This is a genomic window from Streptomyces sp. NRRL S-1022, from assembly GCF_000720135.1.
In the GTDB taxonomy this organism is placed as follows: domain Bacteria; phylum Actinomycetota; class Actinomycetes; order Streptomycetales; family Streptomycetaceae; genus Streptomyces.
The window spans coordinates 1-22,749 of sequence record NZ_JOIU01000049.1 but is presented as its reverse complement, the minus strand read 5'-3'; the positions used below and the strand labels follow the sequence as shown (position 1 = coordinate 22,749).

At 72.5% G+C, this 22,749-nt stretch carries 21 protein-coding genes and 1 riboswitch; of the genes, 17 read left to right on the top strand and 4 right to left on the bottom strand.

What is annotated here, in order from left to right; all coding sequences use genetic code 11:
• The first annotated feature begins 367 nt into the window (after window positions 1-367).
• Complete coding sequence (locus IG05_RS0139980; RefSeq protein ID WP_030349026.1) at window positions 368-1,885, top strand: hypothetical protein; 1,518 nt, start codon at window positions 368-370, stop codon at window positions 1,883-1,885.
• Window positions 1,886-1,888: 3 nt separating this feature from the next.
• Here IG05_RS0139980 and IG05_RS0139975 read toward each other — a convergent pair whose 3' ends face one another.
• The gene (locus tag IG05_RS0139975) at window positions 1,889-3,862 is read right to left on the bottom strand and encodes a hypothetical protein (RefSeq protein ID WP_030349025.1); all 1,974 of its coding nucleotides are present in this window, start codon (window positions 3,860-3,862) and stop codon (window positions 1,889-1,891) included.
• Between the two features lie 223 nt (window positions 3,863-4,085).
• On the opposite strand from IG05_RS0139975, the gene IG05_RS0139970 reads away from it, so the two are divergent.
• The 3 genes from IG05_RS0139970 to IG05_RS0139960 all read left to right on the top strand — a co-directional run bounded on the left by IG05_RS0139970 (window position 4,086) and on the right by IG05_RS0139960 (window position 6,663).
• Window positions 4,086-4,934 carry a helix-turn-helix domain-containing protein gene (locus IG05_RS0139970; RefSeq protein WP_030349024.1) on the top strand — a complete coding sequence of 283 codons (849 nt, stop codon included), beginning with the start codon at window positions 4,086-4,088 and terminating at the stop codon, window positions 4,932-4,934.
• Window positions 4,894-5,082: a DUF397 domain-containing protein gene (locus IG05_RS46260; RefSeq protein WP_078894864.1), complete on the top strand. Its 189-nt coding sequence runs from the start codon at window positions 4,894-4,896 to the stop codon at window positions 5,080-5,082. Before IG05_RS0139970 ends, IG05_RS46260 begins: the two co-directional genes overlap by 41 nt.
• 237 nt (window positions 5,083-5,319) lie before the next feature.
• On the top strand, window positions 5,320-6,663 hold the full coding sequence (locus IG05_RS0139960; protein WP_030349023.1) for a helix-turn-helix domain-containing protein: 1,344 nt from the start codon (window positions 5,320-5,322) through the stop codon (window positions 6,661-6,663).
• Window positions 6,664-6,666: 3 nt separating this feature from the next.
• Here IG05_RS0139960 and IG05_RS0139955 read toward each other — a convergent pair whose 3' ends face one another.
• Window positions 6,667-7,467: a hypothetical protein gene (locus tag IG05_RS0139955; protein WP_030349022.1), complete on the bottom strand. Its 801-nt coding sequence runs from the start codon at window positions 7,465-7,467 to the stop codon at window positions 6,667-6,669.
• A gap of 256 nt (window positions 7,468-7,723) precedes the next feature.
• On the opposite strand from IG05_RS0139955, the gene IG05_RS0139950 reads away from it, so the two are divergent.
• Complete coding sequence (locus IG05_RS0139950; RefSeq protein WP_030349021.1) at window positions 7,724-8,686, top strand: nucleoside hydrolase; 963 nt, start codon at window positions 7,724-7,726, stop codon at window positions 8,684-8,686.
• A 6-nt stretch (window positions 8,687-8,692) separates the two neighbouring features.
• On the opposite strand, the gene IG05_RS0139945 is transcribed toward IG05_RS0139950, so the two are convergent.
• On the bottom strand, window positions 8,693-9,775 hold the full coding sequence (locus IG05_RS0139945; protein ID WP_030349020.1) for a HoxN/HupN/NixA family nickel/cobalt transporter: 1,083 nt from the start codon (window positions 9,773-9,775) through the stop codon (window positions 8,693-8,695).
• Window positions 9,776-9,803: 28 nt separating this feature from the next.
• A riboswitch (cobalamin riboswitch) is annotated at window positions 9,804-9,989 on the bottom strand.
• A gap of 168 nt (window positions 9,990-10,157) precedes the next feature.
• On the opposite strand from IG05_RS0139945, the gene IG05_RS0139940 reads away from it, so the two are divergent.
• Window positions 10,158-11,816 (top strand): glycoside hydrolase family 13 protein, encoded by a 1,659-nt coding sequence (locus IG05_RS0139940; RefSeq protein WP_030349019.1) that lies wholly within the window; start codon window positions 10,158-10,160, stop codon window positions 11,814-11,816.
• 51 nt (window positions 11,817-11,867) lie between these two features.
• On the opposite strand, the gene IG05_RS0139935 is transcribed toward IG05_RS0139940, so the two are convergent.
• Window positions 11,868-12,620 (bottom strand): DUF4142 domain-containing protein, encoded by a 753-nt coding sequence (locus tag IG05_RS0139935; RefSeq protein WP_030349018.1) that lies wholly within the window; start codon window positions 12,618-12,620, stop codon window positions 11,868-11,870.
• A 227-nt stretch (window positions 12,621-12,847) separates the two neighbouring features.
• On the opposite strand from IG05_RS0139935, the gene IG05_RS0139930 reads away from it, so the two are divergent.
• The 11 genes from IG05_RS0139930 to IG05_RS42975 all read left to right on the top strand — a co-directional run.
• Window positions 12,848-13,534, top strand: coding sequence for a DUF6445 family protein (locus tag IG05_RS0139930; protein WP_030349017.1), 687 nt, complete (start codon window positions 12,848-12,850; stop codon window positions 13,532-13,534).
• A 98-nt stretch (window positions 13,535-13,632) separates the two neighbouring features.
• The gene (locus tag IG05_RS0139925; protein ID WP_030349016.1) at window positions 13,633-14,346 is read left to right on the top strand and encodes a DUF4328 domain-containing protein; all 714 of its coding nucleotides are present in this window, start codon (window positions 13,633-13,635) and stop codon (window positions 14,344-14,346) included.
• 31 nt (window positions 14,347-14,377) lie between these two features.
• Entirely contained in the window at window positions 14,378-15,043 is a 666-nt protein-coding gene (locus tag IG05_RS0139920; RefSeq protein ID WP_030349015.1) for an SDR family NAD(P)-dependent oxidoreductase, read from the top strand.
• Between the two features lie 87 nt (window positions 15,044-15,130).
• Window positions 15,131-16,078 carry an MIP/aquaporin family protein gene (locus IG05_RS0139915; RefSeq protein WP_030349014.1) on the top strand — a complete coding sequence of 316 codons (948 nt, stop codon included), beginning with the start codon at window positions 15,131-15,133 and terminating at the stop codon, window positions 16,076-16,078.
• Window positions 16,079-16,296: 218 nt separating this feature from the next.
• Window positions 16,297-16,875: a DedA family protein gene (locus IG05_RS0139910; protein WP_051790804.1), complete on the top strand. Its 579-nt coding sequence runs from the start codon at window positions 16,297-16,299 to the stop codon at window positions 16,873-16,875.
• Window positions 16,868-17,338, top strand: coding sequence for an ArsR/SmtB family transcription factor (locus IG05_RS0139905; RefSeq protein ID WP_420707657.1), 471 nt, complete (start codon window positions 16,868-16,870; stop codon window positions 17,336-17,338). Before IG05_RS0139910 ends, IG05_RS0139905 begins: the two co-directional genes overlap by 8 nt.
• Window positions 17,335-17,604, top strand: coding sequence for a hypothetical protein (locus tag IG05_RS0139900; protein WP_030349011.1), 270 nt, complete (start codon window positions 17,335-17,337; stop codon window positions 17,602-17,604). Before IG05_RS0139905 ends, IG05_RS0139900 begins: the two co-directional genes overlap by 4 nt.
• 116 nt (window positions 17,605-17,720) lie before the next feature.
• Entirely contained in the window at window positions 17,721-19,994 is a 2,274-nt protein-coding gene (locus IG05_RS0139895; protein ID WP_063760133.1) for an MMPL family transporter, read from the top strand.
• 229 nt (window positions 19,995-20,223) lie between these two features.
• Window positions 20,224-20,442, top strand: a complete 219-nt coding sequence (locus tag IG05_RS0139890) for an MbtH family protein (protein ID WP_030349009.1) — start codon at window positions 20,224-20,226, stop codon at window positions 20,440-20,442.
• A gap of 94 nt (window positions 20,443-20,536) precedes the next feature.
• A complete protein-coding gene (locus IG05_RS0139885) occupies window positions 20,537-22,501 on the top strand; it encodes a condensation domain-containing protein (protein ID WP_030349008.1) in 1,965 nt (654 codons plus the stop codon).
• 1 nt (window position 22,502) lies between these two features.
• Window positions 22,503-22,749: AMP-binding protein (locus tag IG05_RS42975; RefSeq protein WP_324605054.1), on the top strand; the 247-nt coding region annotated here is incomplete at its 3' end.

Here is a 22,749-nt window from a genome sequence, read left to right as displayed (position 1 = left end):
CCTCTCTGGTCTCGTGGGCTCGGAGATGTGTATAAGAGACAGGCGGGTCGCCGGTCGGCGGTGAGTGGGCTGAGGGGCGGGAGTCGGAAGGGTGCCGGGTGCGTCGGGAGCGGGGCGGGGCGAAGTGAGGCGGGAGGGGGCGGAGCGGTGCGTTGTGCGCCGGCGCACGGGGCCGGGGCGGGGTCAGCGGTGGGGCGCACGGGGGGAGTTGTGGGGGTGGTGGGTGAAGTGGTCGTACCGGGGCGTTTGCGGTACCGGGGCCCCGGTTTGCAGCCGCAGCGGTTACGGTGCTGGCTGGAGAGCGGATCCACGGGGACCTCGGGTCCGGAGGTTCACGGGGTCCACAGGGTGACATGGGGGAGGCACGATGCCCGGAACCGTGCTGCTGCTCGCGGCCTCGCCGCTGGGCCGGGGGCGCCTGGTGGACGCGGCCGGAGTGCTGCCGGTGCTGGCCGCGGTCGCCCCCTCCGTGCTGTCCGGCACCGACACCGCGAACGTCATCGAACTCGCCGACCCGCTGGAACCTCAGGCCGTCCTCACCCGGCTGCGGGCCGCCGCGGCCTCCCCCGGCCCGCTCACCGTGTACGTCACCGGCCAGCTGCACCTGGACCGGCGCCAGCACCAGCCCCATCTGGCCCTGGCCCGCACCACACCGGCCACCCTGCGCTACACCGCGCTGCCCTGGCACTGGATCCGCGAGGAGCTGCGCCTGCGCTCCGCGACGGACACCGCGCTCGTCGTCGACCTGCACGCCGACGCCGAGGCCTGGCGGCACATCACCGAGCGCGGCCTCGACTCCGGCCGGAACACCGCGGTCTACGGCCGCGTCGCCCCGGCCACCGGGCGGCGGGGCCTGGCCGAGCCGGCGTACATGAAGACGGTCGCCACGCTCCTGCGCAGCGGCCACCGCCCCCCGCTGGGCGTCCTGCACGAGCAGGCGGTGGCCCGGGTCGCCGAGGAGGCGCGGGGCAGCCTGCTGCTGGCGGACGCGGGGGGTCATGTGCCGGGGGGTCCGGTCGGCGGCTTCGTCCGGGGCGCCGAGGCGACCGGCTTCCCGCCGGGGACCGTGACGGCGCCGACGGCCGCGGACGGGGGCCGGGCGGTGGTGGCCGGGGGCCCGGTGCGGCCGGCCGTCGCCGAAGGGATCGCGCCGGGGTCCTCGTACGGCGGGCCTTCCGCCGGGTCCGGTGACAGCGGGCCTCCGCCCGGTGCACAGGAGCCGCCCGCGGCCGTCATCGTCCCCGCGCAGGCGGACGCTCCGGCGCGGGTGCCGGGCGCACCCGTTCCGGGCTCCGGGGCCGGTGCGGCGGAGGCCGGGGGCGGCAGCCCGGTGCCCCTGCCGGGCGGGTCCGGGCCGGGGGCCGGTGGCTCGGGAGTCCGTCCGGGCGGATCCGTCCCGCATCCCTCCTCCGGCGGAGCCGGCGACACCGGCCCGGCCCTCCGTGCCCTCGACGCGCCCCTGGGCGACCCGCACGCCGGTATCAGCGCCGCCGTGCAGGGCGGGCGGCACGGGGAGGCCGAGGGGATCGCCGCCCGGCTGGAGGCGGAGGCCGTGCGGGTGCACGGGGCCGCGTCCGAGCAGGCGCTGCACTGGAGTGAGGTGCGGGCCGACCTGGCGATGCTCGCGGGGGACGCGGTGCGCAGTTGCCGGGCCTGGCTCGGGGTGGCGCAGACGCGGCTGGCCGCCGGGCAGGCGGGGGACGCGCCCGCGGTGGAGGCCGCCGTGGACCGGGCGCACCACCAGTGGACCCGCATCAAGGACACGGCGCGGGCCCGTGAACTCGGGCCCGCGCTCGCGGAGTTGCGGCTGAGGGTGCCCGGCCGCCGGCGCGGCGCGCTGGAGAACGTCCAGCGGCAGCTGCGCCAGCTCCAGGCCACTCCCTAGCGCCTACCTGGTGAAGGTGAGGTACTTCCAGGCGCCGTGCGTCGTGGAGTTCACGGTGTCACCGGAGGAGGCGTTGATGTACGACGAGCGGACCCGGAACCGCCAGCCGACGTCCTGGCTGTGGTTGCCGGTGATGCTGACCCGCGAGATCCCGTCGGAGCCCAGCTTGAAGTACGACGGGTCGCCCGGGTACCAGCGGCCCTGGTAGTACACCTCGAACTCGAACTTCTGCGCCCGGTCCGGGTACCACGGCATCTTGGTCGTGACCAGCGGGTTCTTGTTCTTGTGGAAGAAGTAGTACGTGTGGCCCCACGCCGACTTCGCCTTGTAGTGGTTGGACAGCGACGTGGAGATGCTGACCTTCGCCCCGACCGTGCTGGCCGCCGACGCCGGCTGGTAGCGCGAGTCGCCCGCGAACTTCGCGGTGACCTTGGTGTCCCGCTTCAGGTCCAGGGTGACCGACAGGTAGCCGTCGGAGTTGACCTTGCCGGACTTCACCCGCTTGTTCGGCTTGTCGGAGCCGAACGGGTCGGCCCAGATCTCCACCGTACGGTTGGAGTACGTCTTGCCGAGGTGCGCGGTGAACTTGACGTCCTTGCCGTACGCGTACACCTTGCCGTTGTTGTTGATCGACAGCGTCGCCTTGGCGCGGGACACCTCGACGGAGTCCGAGCCGGAGGCCGCCGCGTGGTCGGCGTCGCCCGCGTAGGCCACCGTGTACTTCACCTTGCCGCCGGACGGCGGGGTGTCGGTGAAGGAGAAGGTGCCGTCGGCCTTGGTGACCGCCGCGGCCAGCGGCTTGCCCTTCGGCGACTCCAGGTCGGTACGGGTCACCGTCAGCCTGGTGCCGGCGGGGACGGCCGCCTTGGAGGCGACCTTGCCCTTGACGGTGAGCTTCTTGGCGCGGGTGGCGGTGGCCGGCGCGTCCACGGTGACGGTGCTGACCGCCTTGGTCGGCGCGTTCAGCACGCGCAGGGAGAACGCGCCCTGGTTGTTGCTGGTCACCGCGAACAGGCGGGAGCCGTCGGGCGCCCAGGCCAGCCCGGCACGGGCCAGCAGGTCGGAGCCCGAGGAGGTGCCGGTGTTCGGGAAGTCGTACGTGCGGACCGGCTCGCCGGCGCCGGACCTGAAGATGTAGACGTCCGGGTCGTACGAGCCGTCGATGCCGGCCGCGAGCGTGCCGTCGGGAGCGATCGCCACCGAGTTGGGGTAGGCGTCCGTGACGTACTTGCCGTCCTCGTTGAGGTCGGAGGTCCGGAACACCTGCTGGTAGTACGGCGCGCCGCTGGCCACCACGACGTCCTTGCCGTCGGGCGTGACCTGGAGGTCGCCGAGGTTGTCACCGGCCTCACGGGTGCTCGCCACCTTCGTGGCGGTGCCCGACGAGACGTCGTACGAGGCCAGTTCGACCGGGCTCTGCCCGACCGCGCCCGCGACGAGCGTGTCCGAGCCGGGCGCGGCGTCCAGCACCGGCGCGGAGTACCAGTCGGCGTCCTGGCCGAGGGTGACCTTGTGGTCCTCGGCGGTCAGGTCGACCGATCCGATGTTGCCCGCGGCGGCGCCGCCGTAGCCGAACCACAGCTTGCCGCCCGCGAGGGCCACGCTGAGCGGCTTGTCGCCGACCTCGTACCGGGTCGTCTCGGTGTCGGTCTCGGTGTCGATGACGGCGACGGCGTCGAGGTCCTGCACGGCCGCGTAGAGCGTGCCGGAGTCGGCGGAGAGCTCCAGGCCCTGGACGCCGGACAGGCGGGTGTCGAGCTGCTTGACGACCTTGCCGGCGTAGTCGGTGACGACGATCTTCCCGTTCAGCGGGTCGCTGACGAAGACCTGCCGGTGGACGCCGTCCACCACGATGTCGCCGGTCTGCCGCACCGGCAGGGGCTGCGCGGAGTCGGCGAAGGCCGGGGCGGCGGCGAGGGCCGCGGAGCTGAAGAGGACCACCAGGGTGGTGGCGGCCGTGAGAGAGCGCTTGCGCACGCTGATTCGAACCCCCCGGAACGAAGGAAAGGCATGGGGAGCCGCAGGGCACGGCGAACGTGAGCCCCCTGTGCATGAGCCGTGTGTGCCTCGTGCGGCGAGTGTGCAAAGAGTAGGTCATGCCCCTGACAGTGGTGCCACCGGGTTTCGTGAATTCCGGGACAACCGCGGGATCTTGTCGTTACGCTCCGCAACAGATCGATCGCAGGGGGTGTCTCTCTTCATGGTCAACATCCGTCCGCTCGACCCCAGCGCCTCTCCGTTGGACTACTTCGGCTCGGAGTTGCGCAGAAAACGGGAGGAGGCGGGGCTCACGCAGAAGGAACTCGGCGCGATCGTCTTCTGCACGGGTTCGCTGATCGGCCAGATCGAGACCACGCTGAAGGTGCCGACGCGGGAGTTCGCCGAGCGGGTGGACGCGGCGCTGATGACGGACGGGTTCTTCTCGCGCTTGGTCGGGCTGGTGTTGCGGAGCCAGTTGCCTACGTGGTTTCAGGCGTACGCCGACATGGAAGCGAAGGCTACGTACATCTCTACGTACCAGTGCCAGGTCGTGTACGGGCTGCTGCAAACGGAGGCGTATGCGGCAGCCTTGCTGTGCGTGGACCGTCCGGACAAGGTCGAGGAGATGGTCGCCGCCCGCATGGAACGGCAGCGCATAATGCGGCGGGATGAACCGCCGGCGCTGTGGGTCGTCATGGACGAGTCGGTGCTGCACCAGATGGTCGGCGACCGGCACGTAATGCGTGATCAACTCGGCCACCTATTGAGCTTCCGGGGCGACCCGTGGGTGCACATCCAGGTGCTGCCACATTCCGCTGGCGCACACACCGGAATGATAGGTTCGTTCAATGTGCTGCGCTTCGACGACCACCCGGACCTCTTCTACAGCGAGAGCTACGACCAGGGGCACATGACCGCCAATCCGCGTGTAATCAGGGAGCGTTCGGTCGGTTACGCTCGCTTGCAGGCCACCGCCCTCTCGCCGGAGGACTCGGCCGACCTGATCGCGCGCGTGATGGAGGAACGCTATGCAGAGCAACCTGGATCCGGCCCTCGCTCAGTGGCGTAAGTCCTCGTACAGCGGCACCAATGGCGGCGATTGCGTAGAGGTCGCCGACCTTCAGGCGCTCGTTGCCGTCCGGGACTCAAAGCAGCCCGAGTTGGCGCACCTCGCTGTGGATCCGCGGGCCTGGGCCGCCTTCGTGCGGGCTCTGTAGGCCCTCCGTTCTCGCCGGGCCGGCGTTCGCCGCGAGGAGCAGGGCCGTCGCGGCGATCACCGCGGCCGTTACGGCCCTCCGTGCGGTGGGGCGTGCGTAGGGTGCGGATGGACGTCCGGGCACGGTCACCTCGCAACACAACAGCGGCCTGTTAAGCATGCTTAATCCGCCGTTTAACCTAGGGGCTGCCCGGGTCAACGGCAAGGGTCGTCGGGCGAGTTGGGGGGCACGCGAGGCATGGTGGAGCGGGACGACCCGGAGGTCATCGGGCGGCGGGTGCAGCGGTTACGGACCCAACGCGGACTGACCCAGCGGCAGCTGGCGGAACCGGCGTACACGCCCGCCTACATCTCCACCCTGGAGGCCGGCCGGGCCCGGGCCTCCGACGAGGCGTTGCGGCACATCGCGGACCGGCTCGGCGTCGCCTTCGAGGAGCTGGCCGCCGGCCGGCCCGCCCACCTCGCCACCGGTCTGCGGCTGCGGCTCACCGAGGCGCAGCGCGTCCTCGCCGACGGACGCGCCGAGGAGGCCGCCGCCCAGTACGGCGTGCTGCGGGCCGAGGCGGAGGCCCACGGACTCGGCCGTGAACAGGCCGCCGCACTGCTCGGACTCGGCGAGTGCGCCCTGCAGACCGGAGACCTGACCGAGGCGCGCGAGTACTTCGAGCAGGCCGAGGAGCGGCTGGCCGGCACGACCCTCCCGGCGCGCGTCCCCGCCGTCCGGGGGCGGGCCGTCGCCCACTACCTGGCCGGTGAACTCCGGTACGCGGTCTACCTCCTGGAGTCGACGCTCGACGAGCTGAACCGCGGCGGCCTGCACGACCCCGACGCGCTGCTGCTGCTCTACGCCAGCGTCATCGGGCCCTACATGGACATGGGGGCCCACGCCCGGGCCGCCCAGGCCGCCGAGTTCGCCCTCGCGCTCGCCCCGCGGGCCGGCGACCCCGCGCTGATCGCCCGGATGCACCGCTCGGTCGCCCGTACCCTGCTCGCCGAGGGCCGGGTCGCCGAGGCCGACGCCTCCCTGGCCAAGGCGGCCGAGCTGTACCGCCAGCTGAGCCTGCGCACCGAGCTGGCCAACTGCCACTGGATGCGCGGCTACGTCCACGCCCAGAACGGCGAACTGGAGCGGGCGGAGGTGGAGTTGCGGCTGGCGTACGCCATGCTGTCGGAGACCCGGGCCGCCCTGTACCGCAGCCAGGCCGCCGTCGAACTCGCCGACGTGCTGCACCGCCGGGGCAGCTCCGCCGAGGCCGCCGTGCTCCTCCAGGGCGTCCTCGGCGACTTCTCCTCCGAACGCGGTGCCGTGCACGCCGCCGCCGCGCACCGCCTGCTCGGCATCATCGCCGAGGACGCCCGGGACACCGAGGCCGCGGAGGAACACTACGTGCGCGCCCTCAGCCTGCTGGAACGCGCCGGCGCCGCCGGCGACCTCGCCGACCTGTGCCGCCTGCTGGGCGACCTGCTGCGCCGCACGGGCCGCGTCGAGGCCGCCCTGGACGCCTACCGCACCGGCCTGGGCCACCGCACCGCCCCCGGCACCACCACGCTGGGCCCGGCCCCGGCCCAGCCCCCGCTGTGACCCTCAGATCTGCGCCCGCCCCTGCTTGCGGATGTCGGCCAGGCGCAGCGCGCCGATCTGCACCGCGGTCTGCGTCGCGCCGTTCGGTACGTCGCCGAGCCCCGCGTTGGTGAGCGCGAAGGCGTCCTCGCCGACCCGGACGGCGGCCACGTCCATGGTCAGCAGGTACTGCTGGTCGTCCGGTGTCGTCGTGGCGAGGGTGACGCGCAGGCCCTGCCGGGCGTCCCCGACCTCCGGCAGCGGGGCGTCCACGACCTGGACGTCCTCCACGAGCCCCAGTTCCGTGGTGGCCGTGAACCGCGCGCACTGCGCCGGCAGGGTCCGCAGCCAGGCCAGCACGGCGTCGACGTCCGCCGGGCGGCGCGCGGCGATCTGGTAGCGGAGCTGGGCGTCGGTGTCGGCGTCGTCCAGGCCGACGGCGATCCGGGCCGGGGCGCCGAGGAGTTCGTCGCTGTACAGCGCGTCCAGCAGCCGCTGGCACTCCCCGGCCGCGGTGTGCGTCTTCAGCAGCCCGTCCCGCCAGGTGGCCGCGCCGCGCGTGGCCGTCCAGGGGGCACCCAGATCGGTCTCGTTGACCAGCGCGGCCTGCGCCTGCTCGTCACTGAGCGTGGAGCCGTCGGCCCGTGAGGACGCCTTCGCCGTCTGGCTCGGCCGGTCCACCGTGGGCAGCGGGTAGGGGGCGCTCTCCGGGTGCTTCAGGGCCAGCGCCGCGCAGCCGCCGGCGGCGAGCAGCCCGGTGGCCGTCAGGGAGAGGACGACGCCACGGGGCATGCGGTCGTACATCGCGCGTATCGCGGGGGTCATCGGTGCCTCCTGGGCTGCGTGCGGCCGACGGGGTGCCTGATCTCACGGCACCACCGCCCCGCGCGGCCCACCAGCGCTCCGCGCCGTACGGGTGAGGACCCGAGCGCGCCGGCTCGCCTGACCGAGGAAACCGCGCGGCCCGCGGGCCGGACCCGCACCCGGGAGCCGCCCCGCGCCCCCGCCGCCCACCGCTGCCGGGGACCCGCTCACGACGGCCCGGCCTGATCTATCGTCGGCACGACGGAAGGAGTCCGCCGTGACCGGTCAGCCCATTCCCGTGATCATCGACTGCGACACCGGGGTCGACGACGCCCTGGCCCTGCTGCTCGCCGTGCGCCACCCGGGACTCGACCTGCGGGCGGTGACCTGCGTGGCCGGGAACACCGACGTGGACGGGGTGGTCCGCAACACCCTCACCGTGCTGGAGCAGGCGGGCGCCCCCGGCATCCCGGTGGCGCGCGGCGCCGAGCGCCCGCTGCTGGAGCCCGCCCGCTCCGCCCCCGTGCACGGCGCCGACGGCATGGGCGACCTGGGGCTGCCCGCGCCGGCCCGGACCCCGGTGGACGTCGACGCCGTCACCCTGCTGCACCGCGAGATCCTCGCCTCCCCGCGTCCGGTCACCCTGATCCCGACCGCGCCGCTGACGAACATCGCCCTGCTGCTGCGCACCCACCCGGAGGTGACCCGGAACATCGAGCGGATCGTGTTCATGGGCGGCGCGGTGACCACCGGCAACGCCACCCCGGTCGCGGAGTTCAACGTCTGGCACGACCCGGAGGCCGCGGCGATCCTGCTCACCGCCGGGGTGCCGATCACCATGTACGGCCTGGACGTGTTCCGGCAGGTCGTCGTGGACAGCGCCGAGGTGCACCGGCTGCGCACCAGCGCCGAGCCCGGCACCCGCCTGGCCGGCGAGCTGCTCGCCCACCGGCCGGCCCACCAGGGCGAGCCCCCGGAGGCGGAGGAGGCGGGCGGCCTCGGCGACGCCGGCGCGGTGTGCGCGGTCGCCGACCCGGCGGGCCTCACCACCCGCCTGCTCCCGGTCGAGGTCTCCCTCGCCCCGGGCCCCGCCCGCGGCCAGACCGTCGTCGACCGCCGACCCCGCCTCGGCGAGTCCGAACTCCACGAGGGCGGCCGCGAACGCGCCCTGATCGACGTGGCCCTGGAGGTGGACGCGGCCCGCTACGTGAAGCTGTACCTGGAGACGGTCGCGCGCTAGGCCCGGCTACTCGGCGGCGGTGGCGGAGACCGTCCAGCGTTCCTCGACCCGGGCGACCTTCCAGTACGCCAGCGCCGCCGCCCACACCACCACGAACAGGCCGACGATGAGATAGCCGACGTTGTCCAGGTCGAGACCGGCGATCCAGCCGGTGACGTCGTCGTGCAGGCCGAACTTCTCGTGCAGGACGCCGACCAGCTCGATGGTGCCGATGAAGAAGGCCACGGCGATGGACAGGCCGGTGATGGCGAGGTTGTAGAAGACCTTGCGGACCGGGTTGGAGAACGCCCACTGGTAGGCGAAGTTCATGAACGTGCCGTCGAGCGTGTCGAACAGGCTCATCCCGGCGGCGAAGAGCAGGGGCAGGCAGAGGATCGCGTACCAGGGCAGCCCGGCCGCCGCGCCCGAGCCCGCCATCACCATCAGCGTGACCTCGGTGGCCGTGTCGAAGCCGAGGCCGAAGAGGAAGCCCAGCGGGTACATCTGCCCCGGGCGCGAGACGGACCTGGTCAGCCGCCCGAGCACGCGGTTCATGAAGCCCCGCGAGTCCAGGTGCTGCTCCAGCTCCTTCTCGTCGTACGCCCCCGCGCGCATCGCCCGGAACACCTTGAGGATGCCGGCCAGTGCCACCAGGTTCAGGGCGGCGATCAGATAGAGGAACGTCCCGGAGACCGTCGTACCGAGGAAGCCCAGCACCTGGTGGGTGGCGGACCCCTCGTTCATCACCCGGCCCGCCAGCGAGGTGCCGCCCGCGATGAGCAGGGCCAGCAGCACGACGACGCTGGAGTGCCCGAGCGCGAACCAGAACCCCACCGACACCGGCCGTTTGCCGTCGGCCATCAGCTTGCGGGTGGTGTTGTCGATCGCGGCGATGTGATCGGCGTCGAATGCGTGCCGCATGCCGAGGGTGTAGGCCGTGATGCCGAGACCCACCCCGAACACGTCGGTACCGACCTTGTAGTGGTGGGGGGCGACCAGGAGGTACAGGATGCCGAAGGCGACGACGTGCAGGGCGACGATCACCGCCATCAGCCCCACCGTCTTGACGGTGTCCTCACGCCGCCAGCGGAAAGACGCAGCATCGGCCATCGGGTTCACGCTCCAGCACCTCGTGGATCACTTCGTGACGTGCCGTGGCCGGTCTCCTGGCTGACGGGTGCACACGCCCGCCGTTCCTGCCTTCCCGGTCCTGCGACCAGTGGCCCGGCGCGAGCCGGACGGAACGGGGACTCCCCGATCACAGTGGCGAGGGCCGCGTCGACTTCCCATCGACTTCCCGAACACCACGGCCCGCCCACCGTAGGCGGGCACACGGTTTCCTGCATAGCCGGGTACCGGCGCAGGTAGGCAAGATCACAAATGCCGTGCGCCCTTCGCCGTCCGTCGCGTGGCGCCGTACCCGCGCGTTCCGTTTCCGGGCAATGTGGACGGATACAGGATCCGTACCGTCGACCGTCCCCTGGGAGCCCGTATGGCTGACCTCTCGCCGGACCTCTCGTCCAGGAACCCCGACTGGTGGCGGCAGGCCGTCATCTACCAGGTCTACCCGCGCAGTTTCGCCGACGCCGACGGTGACGGCCTCGGTGACCTGCGGGGCGTCACCGAGCGGCTGGACCACGTGGCCGCGCTCGGCGTGGACGCCCTGTGGCTGAGCCCCTTCTACCCCTCCGAACTCGCCGACGGCGGCTACGACGTCATCGACCCGCGCGGGGTCGACGACCGCCTCGGCACGCTGGACGACTTCGACGCCCTGGTCGCCGAGGCGCACCGGCTCGGGCTCAAGGTCGTCGTGGACGTCGTCCCCAACCACACCTCGCACCTGCACCCCTGGTTCCAGGAGGCGCTGCGCGCCGGACCCGGCTCGGCCGCCCGGGAACGCTACGTCTTCCGGCCCGGGCGCGGGGCGCACGGCGAACTGCCGCCCAGCGACTGGCAGTCGGTGTTCGGCGGCAGCGCCTGGCGGCGGGTGCCGGACGGGGAGTGGTACCTGCACCTCTTCGCCCCCGAGCAGCCCGACCTCGACTGGGCCAACGAGGAGGTCCGCGCCGACTTCCGCACCACGCTGCGGTTCTGGTCCGACCGGGGTGTCGACGGCTTCCGCGTCGACGTCGCCCACGGCCTGGCCAAGGACCTCACCGAGCCGCTGCGGGACGTCGGCGACATCGGCGCGACCGGCGAGGACGCGCTGCCCCGGGTGGTGCCGGGCAGCCACCCGTACTGGGACCGCGACGAGGTGCACGAGATCTACCGCGACTGGCGCAAGGTCTTCGACGCCTACAGCCCGCCCCGCATGGCCGTCGCCGAGGCCTGGGTGCCGGGCGCCCGCCGGGCCCTGTACGCCCGCCCGGACGAACTGGGCCAGGCGTTCAACTTCGAGTACCTGGAGGCGCGCTGGGACGCCGAGGAGCTGCGGGACGTCATCACCGCCTCGCTGGTCACCGCCCGCACCGCCGGTGCCTCCGCGACCTGGGTGCTGTCCAACCACGACGTCGTACGGCACGCCTCCCGGCTCATGCTGCCGCCCGGCACCGACCCGGCCGCCTGGCTGCTCTCCCACGGCACCGCACCCGCGGTCGACCCCGCGGCCGGACTGCGCCGGGCGCGGGCGGCGACCCTGCTGATGCTGGCGCTGCCCGGTTCGGCCTACCTCTACCAGGGCGAGGAACTCGGCCTGCCCGAGGTCGCCGACCTGCCCACCGAGGTGCTCCAGGACCCGATCTGGGAGCAGACCGGCCATGTCCGCAAGGGCCGCGACGGCTGCCGGGTGCCGTTGCCGTGGACGGCCACCGGGCCGTCGTACGGCTTCGGGCCCGGGGCCGGCTGGCTGCCGCAGCCGGCGTCGTTCGCGGCGTACGCCGTCGAGGAGCAGGCCGGCGCCGAGGGCTCCACGCTGGAGCTGTACCGCACGGCGCTGCGGCTGCGCCGCAAGCTGCTGGAGGGGGAGACGCTGGCCTGGACACCGGACGCGCCCGCCGGCGTCCTGGACTTCACCCGCACCGACGGCTGGCGCAGCGTCACCAACCTCGGCACCGACCCGGTGCCGCTGCCGCCGGGCGAGGTCCTGCTGGCCAGCACCCCCCTGCCGGCGGCCGGCACCCTCCCGCCGGACACCACCGTGTGGCTGGCCTAGGGCCGGGAGTCCGGAACGGTCGGAATCCGGAAGGCCGGAGTCCGGAAGGCCTCAGCCCCCCGTCGGAGCCGGGTTCGGGCTCGCCCCCGCGGCCGGGGTGCCGCCACCGCCGAGGAGGCCGCTGAGGTCCACCGGGCTGGCGGTGGCGGTCGCCGGCGGGGTGAGCACCACCTCCGGCTGGCCGGGCGGCGGGGCCGGCGGGGTCAGGTCCGAGTTGGGCAGCTTCGGCGGGGTGGTCTGCTGGAACAGCGTCTGGTCGAAGTCGACCAGGCCCGTCTTCTCCATCACGGTCATGTGGTCCAGCACCGTGTCGTTGGCCTGGTCGGCGAGGGCCCGCACCAGCGAGTTCTTGGTGGTGGAGCGGATCTTCGCGATCGCGTTGAAGATCGAGCCGTGCGTCATCCGCAGGATGTTGGCGAAGTCGGTGTCGAACTGCTTGCCGGTGTCCGACTTCAGCGTGCTCACGAAGCCAAGCTGCTGGGGGCTGGCCACGTTGGGCAGCGTGATGTTCAGCATCGGTGCGATCTTCCGGCAGGTGGTGTCCAGCGCCGCGTGCCCGTCGATCAGGTGCTGACTGGCCGTGATCACGGCCTTGGAGCCGCCCTTCTGCAGCCCGATCTGACCCACCGGGTACTCCCACAGGCCCGCCGCCCGCACCTTCACCACGAAGTCCCGGTCCTGCTCGGTGAGCGGCCCCCACTGGGTGTTGGCGATGACGCGGTCCTGGGCGGTGGAGACCTTGTCCAGTCCGAGCATGCCCGGGTAGGCGAGCGCGGTGAGGGTCAGGGCCATCGCACCGCCCACGAAGAGCGTTCCCGTCGCGTTCCGCGAAAAGCGCACCGTTCCTCCTGCAGGGGTTCCCGCCCGTGGGCGGTTCCGACGCACAGCAGTACGGATGCGGAGGCGATTCTGCTCGGTGCCGCCGGGTAAAGAATCACCGAAGCCTGTTGGCGAAAGGTTGATCGTTCCTGGACGCAAGGTTGACCCGTCCACGGGAGAAGGCAGACCGGCCGCGCCCCTAGATTCGCCGCATGCCCCCACAGCCCCCGCCCCGACCGCCGGCCGCGCTGCCCGTCCTGCCCTACCGCAAGCCCACCAAGGGCCGCGACTACTGGGTGCTGGACGACGTCCTGCCGGACATCGACGCGGTACGGCAGCGGTGCCTGGACAAGGACGACTGGGTGCAGGGGTATCCGTACACCTCGGAGACCTGGCCCGGACTGCGTGCCATGCCCGGCCTCGAACCCGGTGAGCTGGCCCGCATCGAGCGGCTGGTGAAGAAGGCGACCGGGGCGAAGGAGCTGTGGGTGCAGCAGGCGCCCGGTGGCGGCACCCTCAACCACAACTGCGTGCAGGTGGTCGGCGAGGGCGAGAGCGAACCCCGCCCGCACACCGACTCCCGCGCCCTGTGCCGGTACGCGGCCGTGCTCTACCTCAACCCGGACGTGCCCAAGGACTGCGGCACCAGTTTCCACCGCCAGTCCCTGCCCGGCGGCCGGCTCGGCGGCAACGTCGTCCAGGCCCCGCACACCAACCTCGTCGAGGCCCTCGGCACCCGCTACGTCACCCCGGACGCCTTCGAGGAGGACGTCCGCGTCCCGCACAAGTACAACCGTCTGCTGCTTTACCATGCCAACCTGGTGCACAGCGCCACCGCATACTCCGGCCGCACGCTGGCGGACAAGCGCATGACGGCCGTGTTCTTCTGGATGGCCTGACCTCCGCTTTTCCCCCCGGCGGCGGAACGGCGGACCGGACGCCGCCGTCCTCACCGGAGGAGACCGGGAAGAGCCCGGTCACCGGCAAGGGAGCGGCGATGGCACACGAGGACGGACCGGGCGCGCGGGAGGGGTGGGCCGCCGGGCAGGCGGCGCCGTACCGGGACGTCCGGGTGACGGGGCGGCTGGCCGCCGCCGGGCTGCTGCTCGCGGGCGCCGCCTGGGTGGTGCGCGGCGCGTGGGAGACACGGCTGGCACTCGCCGGCGAACCCGGCTCCGGGCCGCCGGACCAGGGCGAGGGGGTGCACCGGCCGCTCACCGCGCTGGAGGACTCGTACCACCTGGTCACGTCCGTCGGCGGGGTCGCCGTGCTGGTCTGCGCCCTGCTCTTCCTCTCCTGGGTGGTGCGGCTGCGGGACAACGCGCGCCTGCTGTCCGGCCGGCCGCCGAAGTACGCGGGCATCTGGGTGTACGCGGGCTGGATCGTCCCGGTCGTGAACCTGTGGTTCCCGCGCGGCATCGTCGCCGACGCGTTCCGCGGCTCCGCCCCGGGACGCCCGCTGCCCGCCTCCGTGAACGTGTGGTGGGGGCTCTGGCTGCTCGGGATGCTGAGCGGGGTGGGCATCGTCTACGAGGACTCCACCGACGAGATCATCGCCCGCGCCTACACCGAGGTGTGGCCGCTGCTGGCCAGCGACGCGGCGGTCGTCGGTGCCGCCGTCGCCGGCGCGTTCGCCGTGCGGGCGGTCACCGCCGCCCAGCTGGCGCGGATGCGGCAGGCCACCGGGCCGCGGTCGCCGCAGCCGGTGTGAGGCCCGGCCCCGCGCGGTACGGATGCCCGGCATGAACAGTGTCGCCATCGTGGGAGCCGGGCCGGGGCTCGGGGCCGCGGTCGCGCGCCGGTTCGGACGCGAGGGGTTCGGCGTCGGACTGGTCGCCCGGGACCGGGGCCGGCTGGACGCGATCGTCGAGGGGCTCGCGGCCGAGGGCGTCACCGCGCGCGGCTTCCCCGCCGACGTGCGCCGGCCGGAGGAGCTGACCGCCGCGCTGGACCGGCTCGCCGACGCCCTCGGGACCGTCGAGGTGCTCCAGTACAGCCCGGTGCCGCACCGCGACTTCATGCGGCCCGTGCTGGACACCGGGCACCGGGACCTGGTGGGGCCGATCGAGTTCTCCGTGTACGGGCCGGTGGCCGCCGTGCAGCAGGTGCTGCCGGGGATGCGGCGGCTCGGGCGCGGCACGGTCCTGTTCGTCAACGGCGGGACCGCGGCCGTACCGCACCCCGAGCGGGCCGGCACCTCGATCGCCTTCGCCGCGGAGAGCGCCTACGGCCACCTGCTGCACGACCGGCTGGCCGGGGAGGGCATCCACGTCGCGCAGCTGGTGATCCCGGGGGCCATCACCGCGGGGCACGCCCGCAAGGACCCCGACGTCCTCGCGCAGACCCTGTGGACCCTGCACCGGGAACGGCACGGCTTCCGCCACTACGCCGACGACCTCGACAGCTGACCGGCGGGGGCCGTCATCCTGCGGGGAGTGACTTTGTGGGCCAACATGGTGATATTGGGCGCAAAGCTCTCTTCAAAGGGGGCCTCGATGGCTGTGGAAATCCCTCCGCTCGTCAAACCGTCCCGCCTCAGAGGCAGGGGCGGGCTGCTGGGCGAGTGTCTGGCGGAGTTCCTCGGGACCTTCGTCCTCATCTCCTTCGGCTGCGGTGTGGTCGCGATGGCGGTCGCCGCACTGCCCGGCTCCGGCCGGGCCGCCACCCCCACCACGATCTTCCTCGCCGCCGGTGACTGGCTGCTCATCACCTGGGGCTGGGCGTTCGCCGTCGTCTTCGGCGTCTACGTGGCCGGCGGGGTCAGCGGCGCCCACCTCAACCCGGCGGTCACCCTCGCGATGGCCGTCCGCCGCGGATTCCCGTGGCTCAAGGTCCTGCCGTACTGGTTCGCCCAGGTCGTCGGCGCCCTCACCGGGGCGGCCCTGGTCTACCTCGTCTACCACGACGCGATCAACGCCTACGACAGCGCGGTGGCGGGGCCGAAGGTGAACGGGCACACGAACGCCACGTTCTCCATCTTCGCGACCTTCCCGGCCGCGTACTTCCAGGGCGGGATCTGGGGCCCGCTGATCGACCAGATCGTCGGCACCGCCTTCCTGCTCATGCTGATCGCCGCCGTCATCGATCTGCGCAACCAGGCCGTGAAGGCCAACCTGGGGCCGCTGATCGTGGGCTTCGCCGTCGCCGCCATCGGCATGTCCTACGGCGCCAACGCGGGCTACGCCATCAACCCCGCCCGCGACTTCGGCCCCCGCCTGTTCACCTACGCCGCCGGCTGGGACGGCCTGGCCTTCCCGGGCAGCGTGCCCGGCGTGTACAGCGCCTACTGGTGGATCCCGATCGTCGGTCCGCTGATCGGCGGTGCCGTCGGGATCCTGGTCTACGACCTCTTCATCGGCGACGTGCTGCTGGTGCGGGCCGAACTGGCCGAACTCCCCGAACCCGGCCGCGCCAGCCCGGTACGCACCAGCGACGAGGAGTAGCCGTCCGGTCCGCCGTCCCCAATCCCCCCGCATCCGGGGGGAATTGGGGGTGTGGCTGGGGGATGTCTGAGGGTCTCGGGGTGTAACCCCTAGGGGGCGGCCCGTAGATCCCCCTGGGGTGGTTCCTCTCGCGTTGTCCCGCGTCAGCGGACGTGCAAGTCTCCGTAAGCAGGTGATGACGCGGAGAGGCACGCGACAACCGAGGGGAGCTGGTCGGTGTGGACGGTACGCACTGGATGTACGTGCTGCTCGTGCTCGTGACGATGCCGCCCATGATCCCGAACTCGGCCCTGGTGGCCGGCGCGGGCGCCCTCGCCGCGGCCGGCAGCCTGAACCTGCCGCTCCTGATCGTGATCTTATTGGCGAGCACCGTCCTGGGTGACATGAGCATGTTTTGGACGGGGTGCCTCGCCCGCGGCCGTGCGCTGCGCTGGATGTCCCGCCGGCAGAAGCGCCGTTCGATGCTGGACTGGGCTGCCGAGCGGTTCCGGCGCTACGGCGTGCCCTCGGTCATCGCGATGCGCTTCGTGCCCAGCGGCCGTGGCCTCGGCGGGGTCACGGCCGGGATCGTGGACTTCCCGCTGCGCAGCTACCTCCTCGGCGCCCTGGCCGCCGAGGCCGTCTTCGTGTCCTGCACCCTGGGCCTCGGTTACCTGGGCGGACGGCTCGTCGACAACACCGTGATGGTGGTGTGCATGGGGCCCGCCGTCTCCGTCCTGACCGCGAGCACCGTCATGGGCGTCCGCTGGGCCTGGACGCGGTGGAACCCCCGTCCCGCGAGTGACCGCGGTGACTGACCTGACGCGGCCGGCAGCCGACATGAACGGTCCCGAGAGCACGGGTGCCGGCACCGCCGGTCCCGGCCACACCGGTCCGGACACCGCCGGTCCCGGTACCGGACCCGGTACGGCCGTGGGCGCCCTGCCCGCCGACCGGCTCGCCCGGATGCTGGGCACCCTGGCGAACCCGCACCGCCTGGGCGTCGTGGCCGCCCTCGCCCGGCGCCGCAACTACGTCAGCCGGCTGGCCCGCGAGCTCGGCATCAGCAGGGCCCTGCTCCAGGCCCACCTCAGGCGGCTGGAAGCGGCGGGGCTGGTCACCGGCCAGCTGGAGATGTCGAGCGACGGGAAGGCGATGAAGTTCTACGAGGTGACCCCCTTCGCGCTCCATCTGACACCGCAGAGCATCGCGGACGCGCTGTCACCCCTCACCACCCACGAACACGTCCCGGAGGACGGCGAGAAGGGAAGCCCGCAATGAGTTACCACGGCTGGCAGGAGGTCGTCGGCACCGTCGGCTTGGTCGGTGCGTTCGCTGCGGTCATCACCATCGTCATCTGGCACATGGCCACGACCTGGCGGGCCCGGGCCATCCTGGCCCGCGACCACCAGTACCGGACGCTCGCGGAGCAGGCCACCCGGTCGCACGACTCCGCGGTCCAGCAACTCGCCGGCATCGACGAACGCCTGGCCGACCTGCAGACCCGCATGCGGTCGGTCGAGCGGATCCTCAAGGAGGTCGAGTGACGGCGTAGCAGAGCCCGGGCCGTCGAGCGGCAACTCGGCGGCCCGGTGGAAGAGGCACTGTCTCGCGTCGAACGCGAGTCTCTCACCAGCCCCCCTTCACGGAAGGACCCTAGTTCATGCCGCCCAAGGGCAAGCGGTTACAGCCGCAGAACGGCACACTGATCGAACGCGTCGCCGGCTGGTCGATCCGGCACCGCGCACTGGCCATCGGGGGATGGCTCGCACTCGTGGTGCTGGCCGTCCTGTCCACGGCCCTGGTGTCCGGCGACAGCGCCGTCACCAAGGACCCCGGCGAATCCGGCGCGGCCCAGCAGGTCCTGAACGAACAGAAGGACTGGGAACCCGTCCTGGAGAACGTCCTCGTCCAGTCGCGCGACAAGGACGGGCCCGCATTCAAGAAGAACCCGGAATTGCAGCAGGCGGTCAGGGACCTGGTCGCCGAATTCGACAAGACGCCCGGCGCGGTGTCCCAGCTGCGCACCCCGCTGAATCCCCGGGGCGAACAGCAGATCTCGGCCGACGGACGGTCCGGTCTCGTCACCTTCTTCGTCGCCGGGCCCAACACGAAAATGGACGCCCATTTCGACGCGGTGGTCGACGCCGTGCACAAGGTGGCCGACCGGCACAAGGACATCCGTCTCGTACAGGCCGGTGACCAGAGCCTTTCCCGGGCCGTCGACGACGCGGTGAAGAAGGACTTCGCCAGCGCCGAGAGCACCTCCCTGCCGATCACCCTCGTCATCCTGCTCATCGTCTTCGGCGCGCTGGTCGCCGCGGCCGTCCCGCTGCTGCTCGCCGCCACCGCCGTGGCCGCCGCCTTCGGACTGATCGGCGTGCTCGGCCAGTGGGTGGCCGTCAACAGCGCGGTCTCCTCGATGATCCTGCTGATCGGGGTCGCCGTCAGCATCGACTACTCGCTGTTCTACCTGCGCCGGGAACGGGAGGAGCGGGCCGCCGGCCGCTCGGTCGCCGAGGCGCTGCGCATCACCGCCAAGACCTCCGGGCACGTGGTCGCCGTCTCCGGCATCACCGTCATGCTGTGCGTCAGCGGACTGCTGCTGAGCGGCCTCGACGTCTTCCGCGGGCTCACCCTCGGCACGGTCCTCGTCGTCGGCCTGGCGATGATCGGCTCCGTCACCGTCCTGCCCGCCCTGCTCGCCGCGCTCGGGCACCGGGTGGACAAGGGCCGTATCCCCTGGCTCGGCAAGCGGCGCACCACCGTGCTGGAGTCGCGGACCTGGCGCCGGCTGGCCCAGAAGGTCGTCAAGCGGCCCCTGGTGTGGGGCGGTGCCGCCGTCGTGGCCCTGGTGGTGATGGCGCTGCCGATGTTCTCCATGCACCTCCAGGACGCCGCCGTCGTCAACAGCCTGCCGCGCAGCGCGCCGACCGTGGACGCGGCGATCCGGATGCAGGACGCCTTCCCCGGCTCGCCCACCCCCGCCCGGATCGCGGTGTGGAACACCGGCGGCGGCTCACCGGACACGCCCGCCGTCCGCGCCGCCGTCGGCAAGCTGCACGACGAGATCGCCGCGAGCGACGGCCGGCTCTCCGGCCCGGTCTCCACGGTCCGTGTGGACGACGTGCTGGTGGTGCGGGTGCCGCTGGCCGGCTCCGGCACCGACGCGGACTCCAACCGGGCGCTGGAGACCCTGCGCGACACCGCGCTGCCCCGCACGCTCGGCAAGGTGGACGGCGTCGAGTACGCCACCGCCGGACGGACGGCGTTCGCGCACGACTTCGCCGACCAGCTGAGCGGCCGCACCTTCGCCGTCATCGCCTTCGTGCTCGTGCTGGCGTTCGTCCTGCTGCTGCTGGTGTTCCGCTCCCTGACCATCCCGCTGGTCTCCATCGCCCTCAACCTGCTGTCGATGGGCGCCTCGTACGGTGTGCTGACCTGGGTCTTCCAGTACGGGAACCTCAGCTCGGCGCTCGGCTTCACCTCGTACGGCGGCGTCGCGGAATGGCTGCCGCTGTTCATGTTCGTGGTGCTGTTCGGGCTCAGCATGGACTACCACATCTTCATCCTGAGCCGGATCAGGGAGCGCCGGCTGGCCGGCGCCGAGCCACGGGACGCGGTCGTCGGCGGTGTCGCCGCCAGCGCCGGCGTGGTGACCAGCGCGGCCGTCATCATGACCGCGGTGTTCACGATCTTCATCACCCTGTCCGCGATCGAGAACAAGATGATGGGCGTCGGCATGGCCGTGGCCATCCTCATCGACGCCACCCTGGTGCGCGGCATCCTGCTGCCGGCGGCCCTGGCCCTGCTGGGCAAGCGCGCCTGGGAGCTGCCGCGCGGGCTGCGCCGCCTGCCGGGCGGCACGTCCCGGCCCGCGCCCGCCGGCCCCGCCGGCACCGCGAGCCGCCCCACCGAGGGCGTGCACCGCACCTGAACCCGCCCCCGTCCCCCCTCTCCGGCCGGAGCCCGATCGTCCAGGGCTCCGGCCGGAGCCGTCTCCCCACCACCCCGCGGACCGCGCCGGCACTTCCGGCAAGCACACCGATAGCGCCGGTATAGACGGAGTATCGGGCGATATAGACGGAGTATCGGGCCCTGCAGAAGAGTGCTGTCGCGCACGACCCCGGAATTCTGAACGCACCACTTCCAGCGGAGGAATCGCGATGGCGGACGAGCGGGACGACGAACAGGTCTATTACGTCGTGGTCAACGACGAGGAGCAGTACTCGATCTGGTGGGCGGACCGCGAACTGCCCGCCGGATGGCGTGCCGAGGGAAAGCAGGGAAAGCGCTCGGAATGCCTGGAGTACATCGGCGAGGTCTGGACCGACATGCGGCCGCTCAGTCTGCGCCGCCGTATGGAGCAGGAAGCCGCGCACTGACGCACGCGGCAGCGTAATTCGGCACGACCACCGATTCCGGCGGGACCGGGATCGGTTCTTCGGTGAGCGGCAGCAGCAGGAGGACGGGATACGGATGAGCGGCGGACCCCACCAGCGGAACTCTGATGTCGACGCCCTCCAGGAGAGGCTTCTGCGAGCCCGGCTCGGCGGCCGTTCCCGGGCCCGCCGCTCCACGATCGCGCCCGCCGACCGCTCCGGCCCGCTGCCGCTGTCGTTCGGCCAGCAGCAGATGTGGTTCCTCAACCGGCTGGAACCGGGCAGCCGCGAGTTCCTGGTGCCGCTGGCCTTCCGGCTGCGCGGCGACCTCGACACGGACGCCCTGGCACGCGCGTGGAACGCGCTGCTCGCCCGGCACGAGGTGCTGCGCACCCGCTACACCCTGGCCGACGGGGATCCCGTGCAGGTCGTCGACGAGCCGCGGGACGTCCCGCTGCCCCTCCAGGAGGCGTCCGGCGCCTCGCCCGCGGACCGCGAGCGCACCGCCGCCGAGTCCGCCCGTGCCGCCGCCGTCACCCCGTTCGACCTGGAGCAGGACTGGCCGGTGCGGGCCGGGCTGGTCCGGCTCGCCGCCGACGACCACATCCTGTACGTCGTCTTCCACCACATCGCCTTCGACGCCTGGTCCACCAGCGTCCTCGGGTCCGAACTCGCCGCCCTGTACGGTGCGTTCACCGAAGGACGCGCTCCCGAACTGCCGGAACTGCCCGTGCAGTACGCCGACTTCGCCGCCTGGCAGCGCGCCGGTGAAGCCGCCGGCGAGCTGGACGCCCACCTGGACCACTGGCGCAAGGCGCTCGCCGACCTGACCCCCACCGATCTGCCGGCCGACCACCCGAGGCCGCCGTACCGCAGCCACGACGGCGCCGACGTGTCCTTCACCCTGCCCGAGGAGCTGTCGGCCGGGATCCGCGAGCTGGCCCTGCGGCACGACGCGACCCCGTTCGCCGTCCTCCTCGCCGCCTTCCAGGCCTTCGTCGCCCGCTACACCGGGCTGCGGGACATCCCCGTCGGCACCGTGGTCTCCGGCCGCACCCGCCCCGAACTGCAGCAGCTGATCGGCTACGGCATCAACAACCTGGTCATGCGGGGACGCTGGGACGGCGATCCCAGCTTCGCCCGGCTCGTCGACGCCGCCCGGGAGAGCCTCGTCGACGCCTACGAGCACCAGGCGGTGCCCTTCGCCCGGCTCGTCGCCGAACTCCAGCCCGAGCGGGACATGTCCCGCACCCCCCTGTACCAGGTGGCGCTGACCTTCCACGAGCGCGGCGGCGGGACGATGGGCCTGCCCGGCCTGGCCGTCGAGCCGTACCCGCTGACCGGCGGCATCGCCAAGTGCGACCTCGAACTCCAGGTGAACCAGGGCCCCGACGGCACCCTGAGCGGCCAGTTCGTCTACGCCACCGCCCTGTTCACGCCCGGCACCGTCGAGCGGATGACCCGCCATTTCGTCCGCCTGCTCCAGCAGGCCGTCGAGGACGAGTCGACACCGCTGTCCCGCATCGACCTCCTCGGCGCGGACGAGCGGGCCTTCCTCGTCTCCGGCCCGCACAACGCCGCCGCCTCGGCCCGCCCGGTGACCCACACCCTGCACGCCCTGTTCGAGGAGCAGGCGGCGCGGACTCCGGACGCGGTGGCGGTGATCGCGGGCGGGGTGTCGCTGTCGTACCGGGAGGTGGACGAACGCGCCAACCGGCTGGCCTGGCACCTGCGGTCGCTGGGTGTGGGGGCGGAATCGCTGGTCGGGGTGTGCCTGGAGCGCGGCCCCGATCTGGTGCCGGCGCTGATCGGCGTGCTCAAGGCGGGCGCGGCCTACGTCCCGCTCGACAGCGCCCACCCGGTCGAGCGGCTGCGCTACGCGCTGTCCGACGCCGGCGTGCGCATCGTCGTCACCGCCGGCGCCGAGGCGGAGCTCCTCGACGGCTTCGAGGGCGAGTTGGTGGTCCTGGACGCGCTGGAGTCGGAGCGGGTCGATGCCCTGCCCGGGGGAGATGTGGGGTGCTCTCGCGCATGGCGGGACGCTGGTCGTGGTGCCGCGTGAGGTGACGCGGTCGCCGGAGGAGTTCCTGGACCTGCTGGTGGAGCAGGGCGTGACGGTGCTGAGCCAGACGCCGTCGGCGTTCCGTTCGCTGGTGTCGGCGGCCGCCTCCGGTGACGAGCGGATCGGCCGGCTGTCGCTGCGTTCGGTGATCTTCGCCGGGGAGAAGCTGGAGTTCGGCGAGCTGCGGCCCTGGGTGCAGCGGCTCGGCCTGGACCGGCCGGCGCTGGTGAACATGTACGGCATCACCG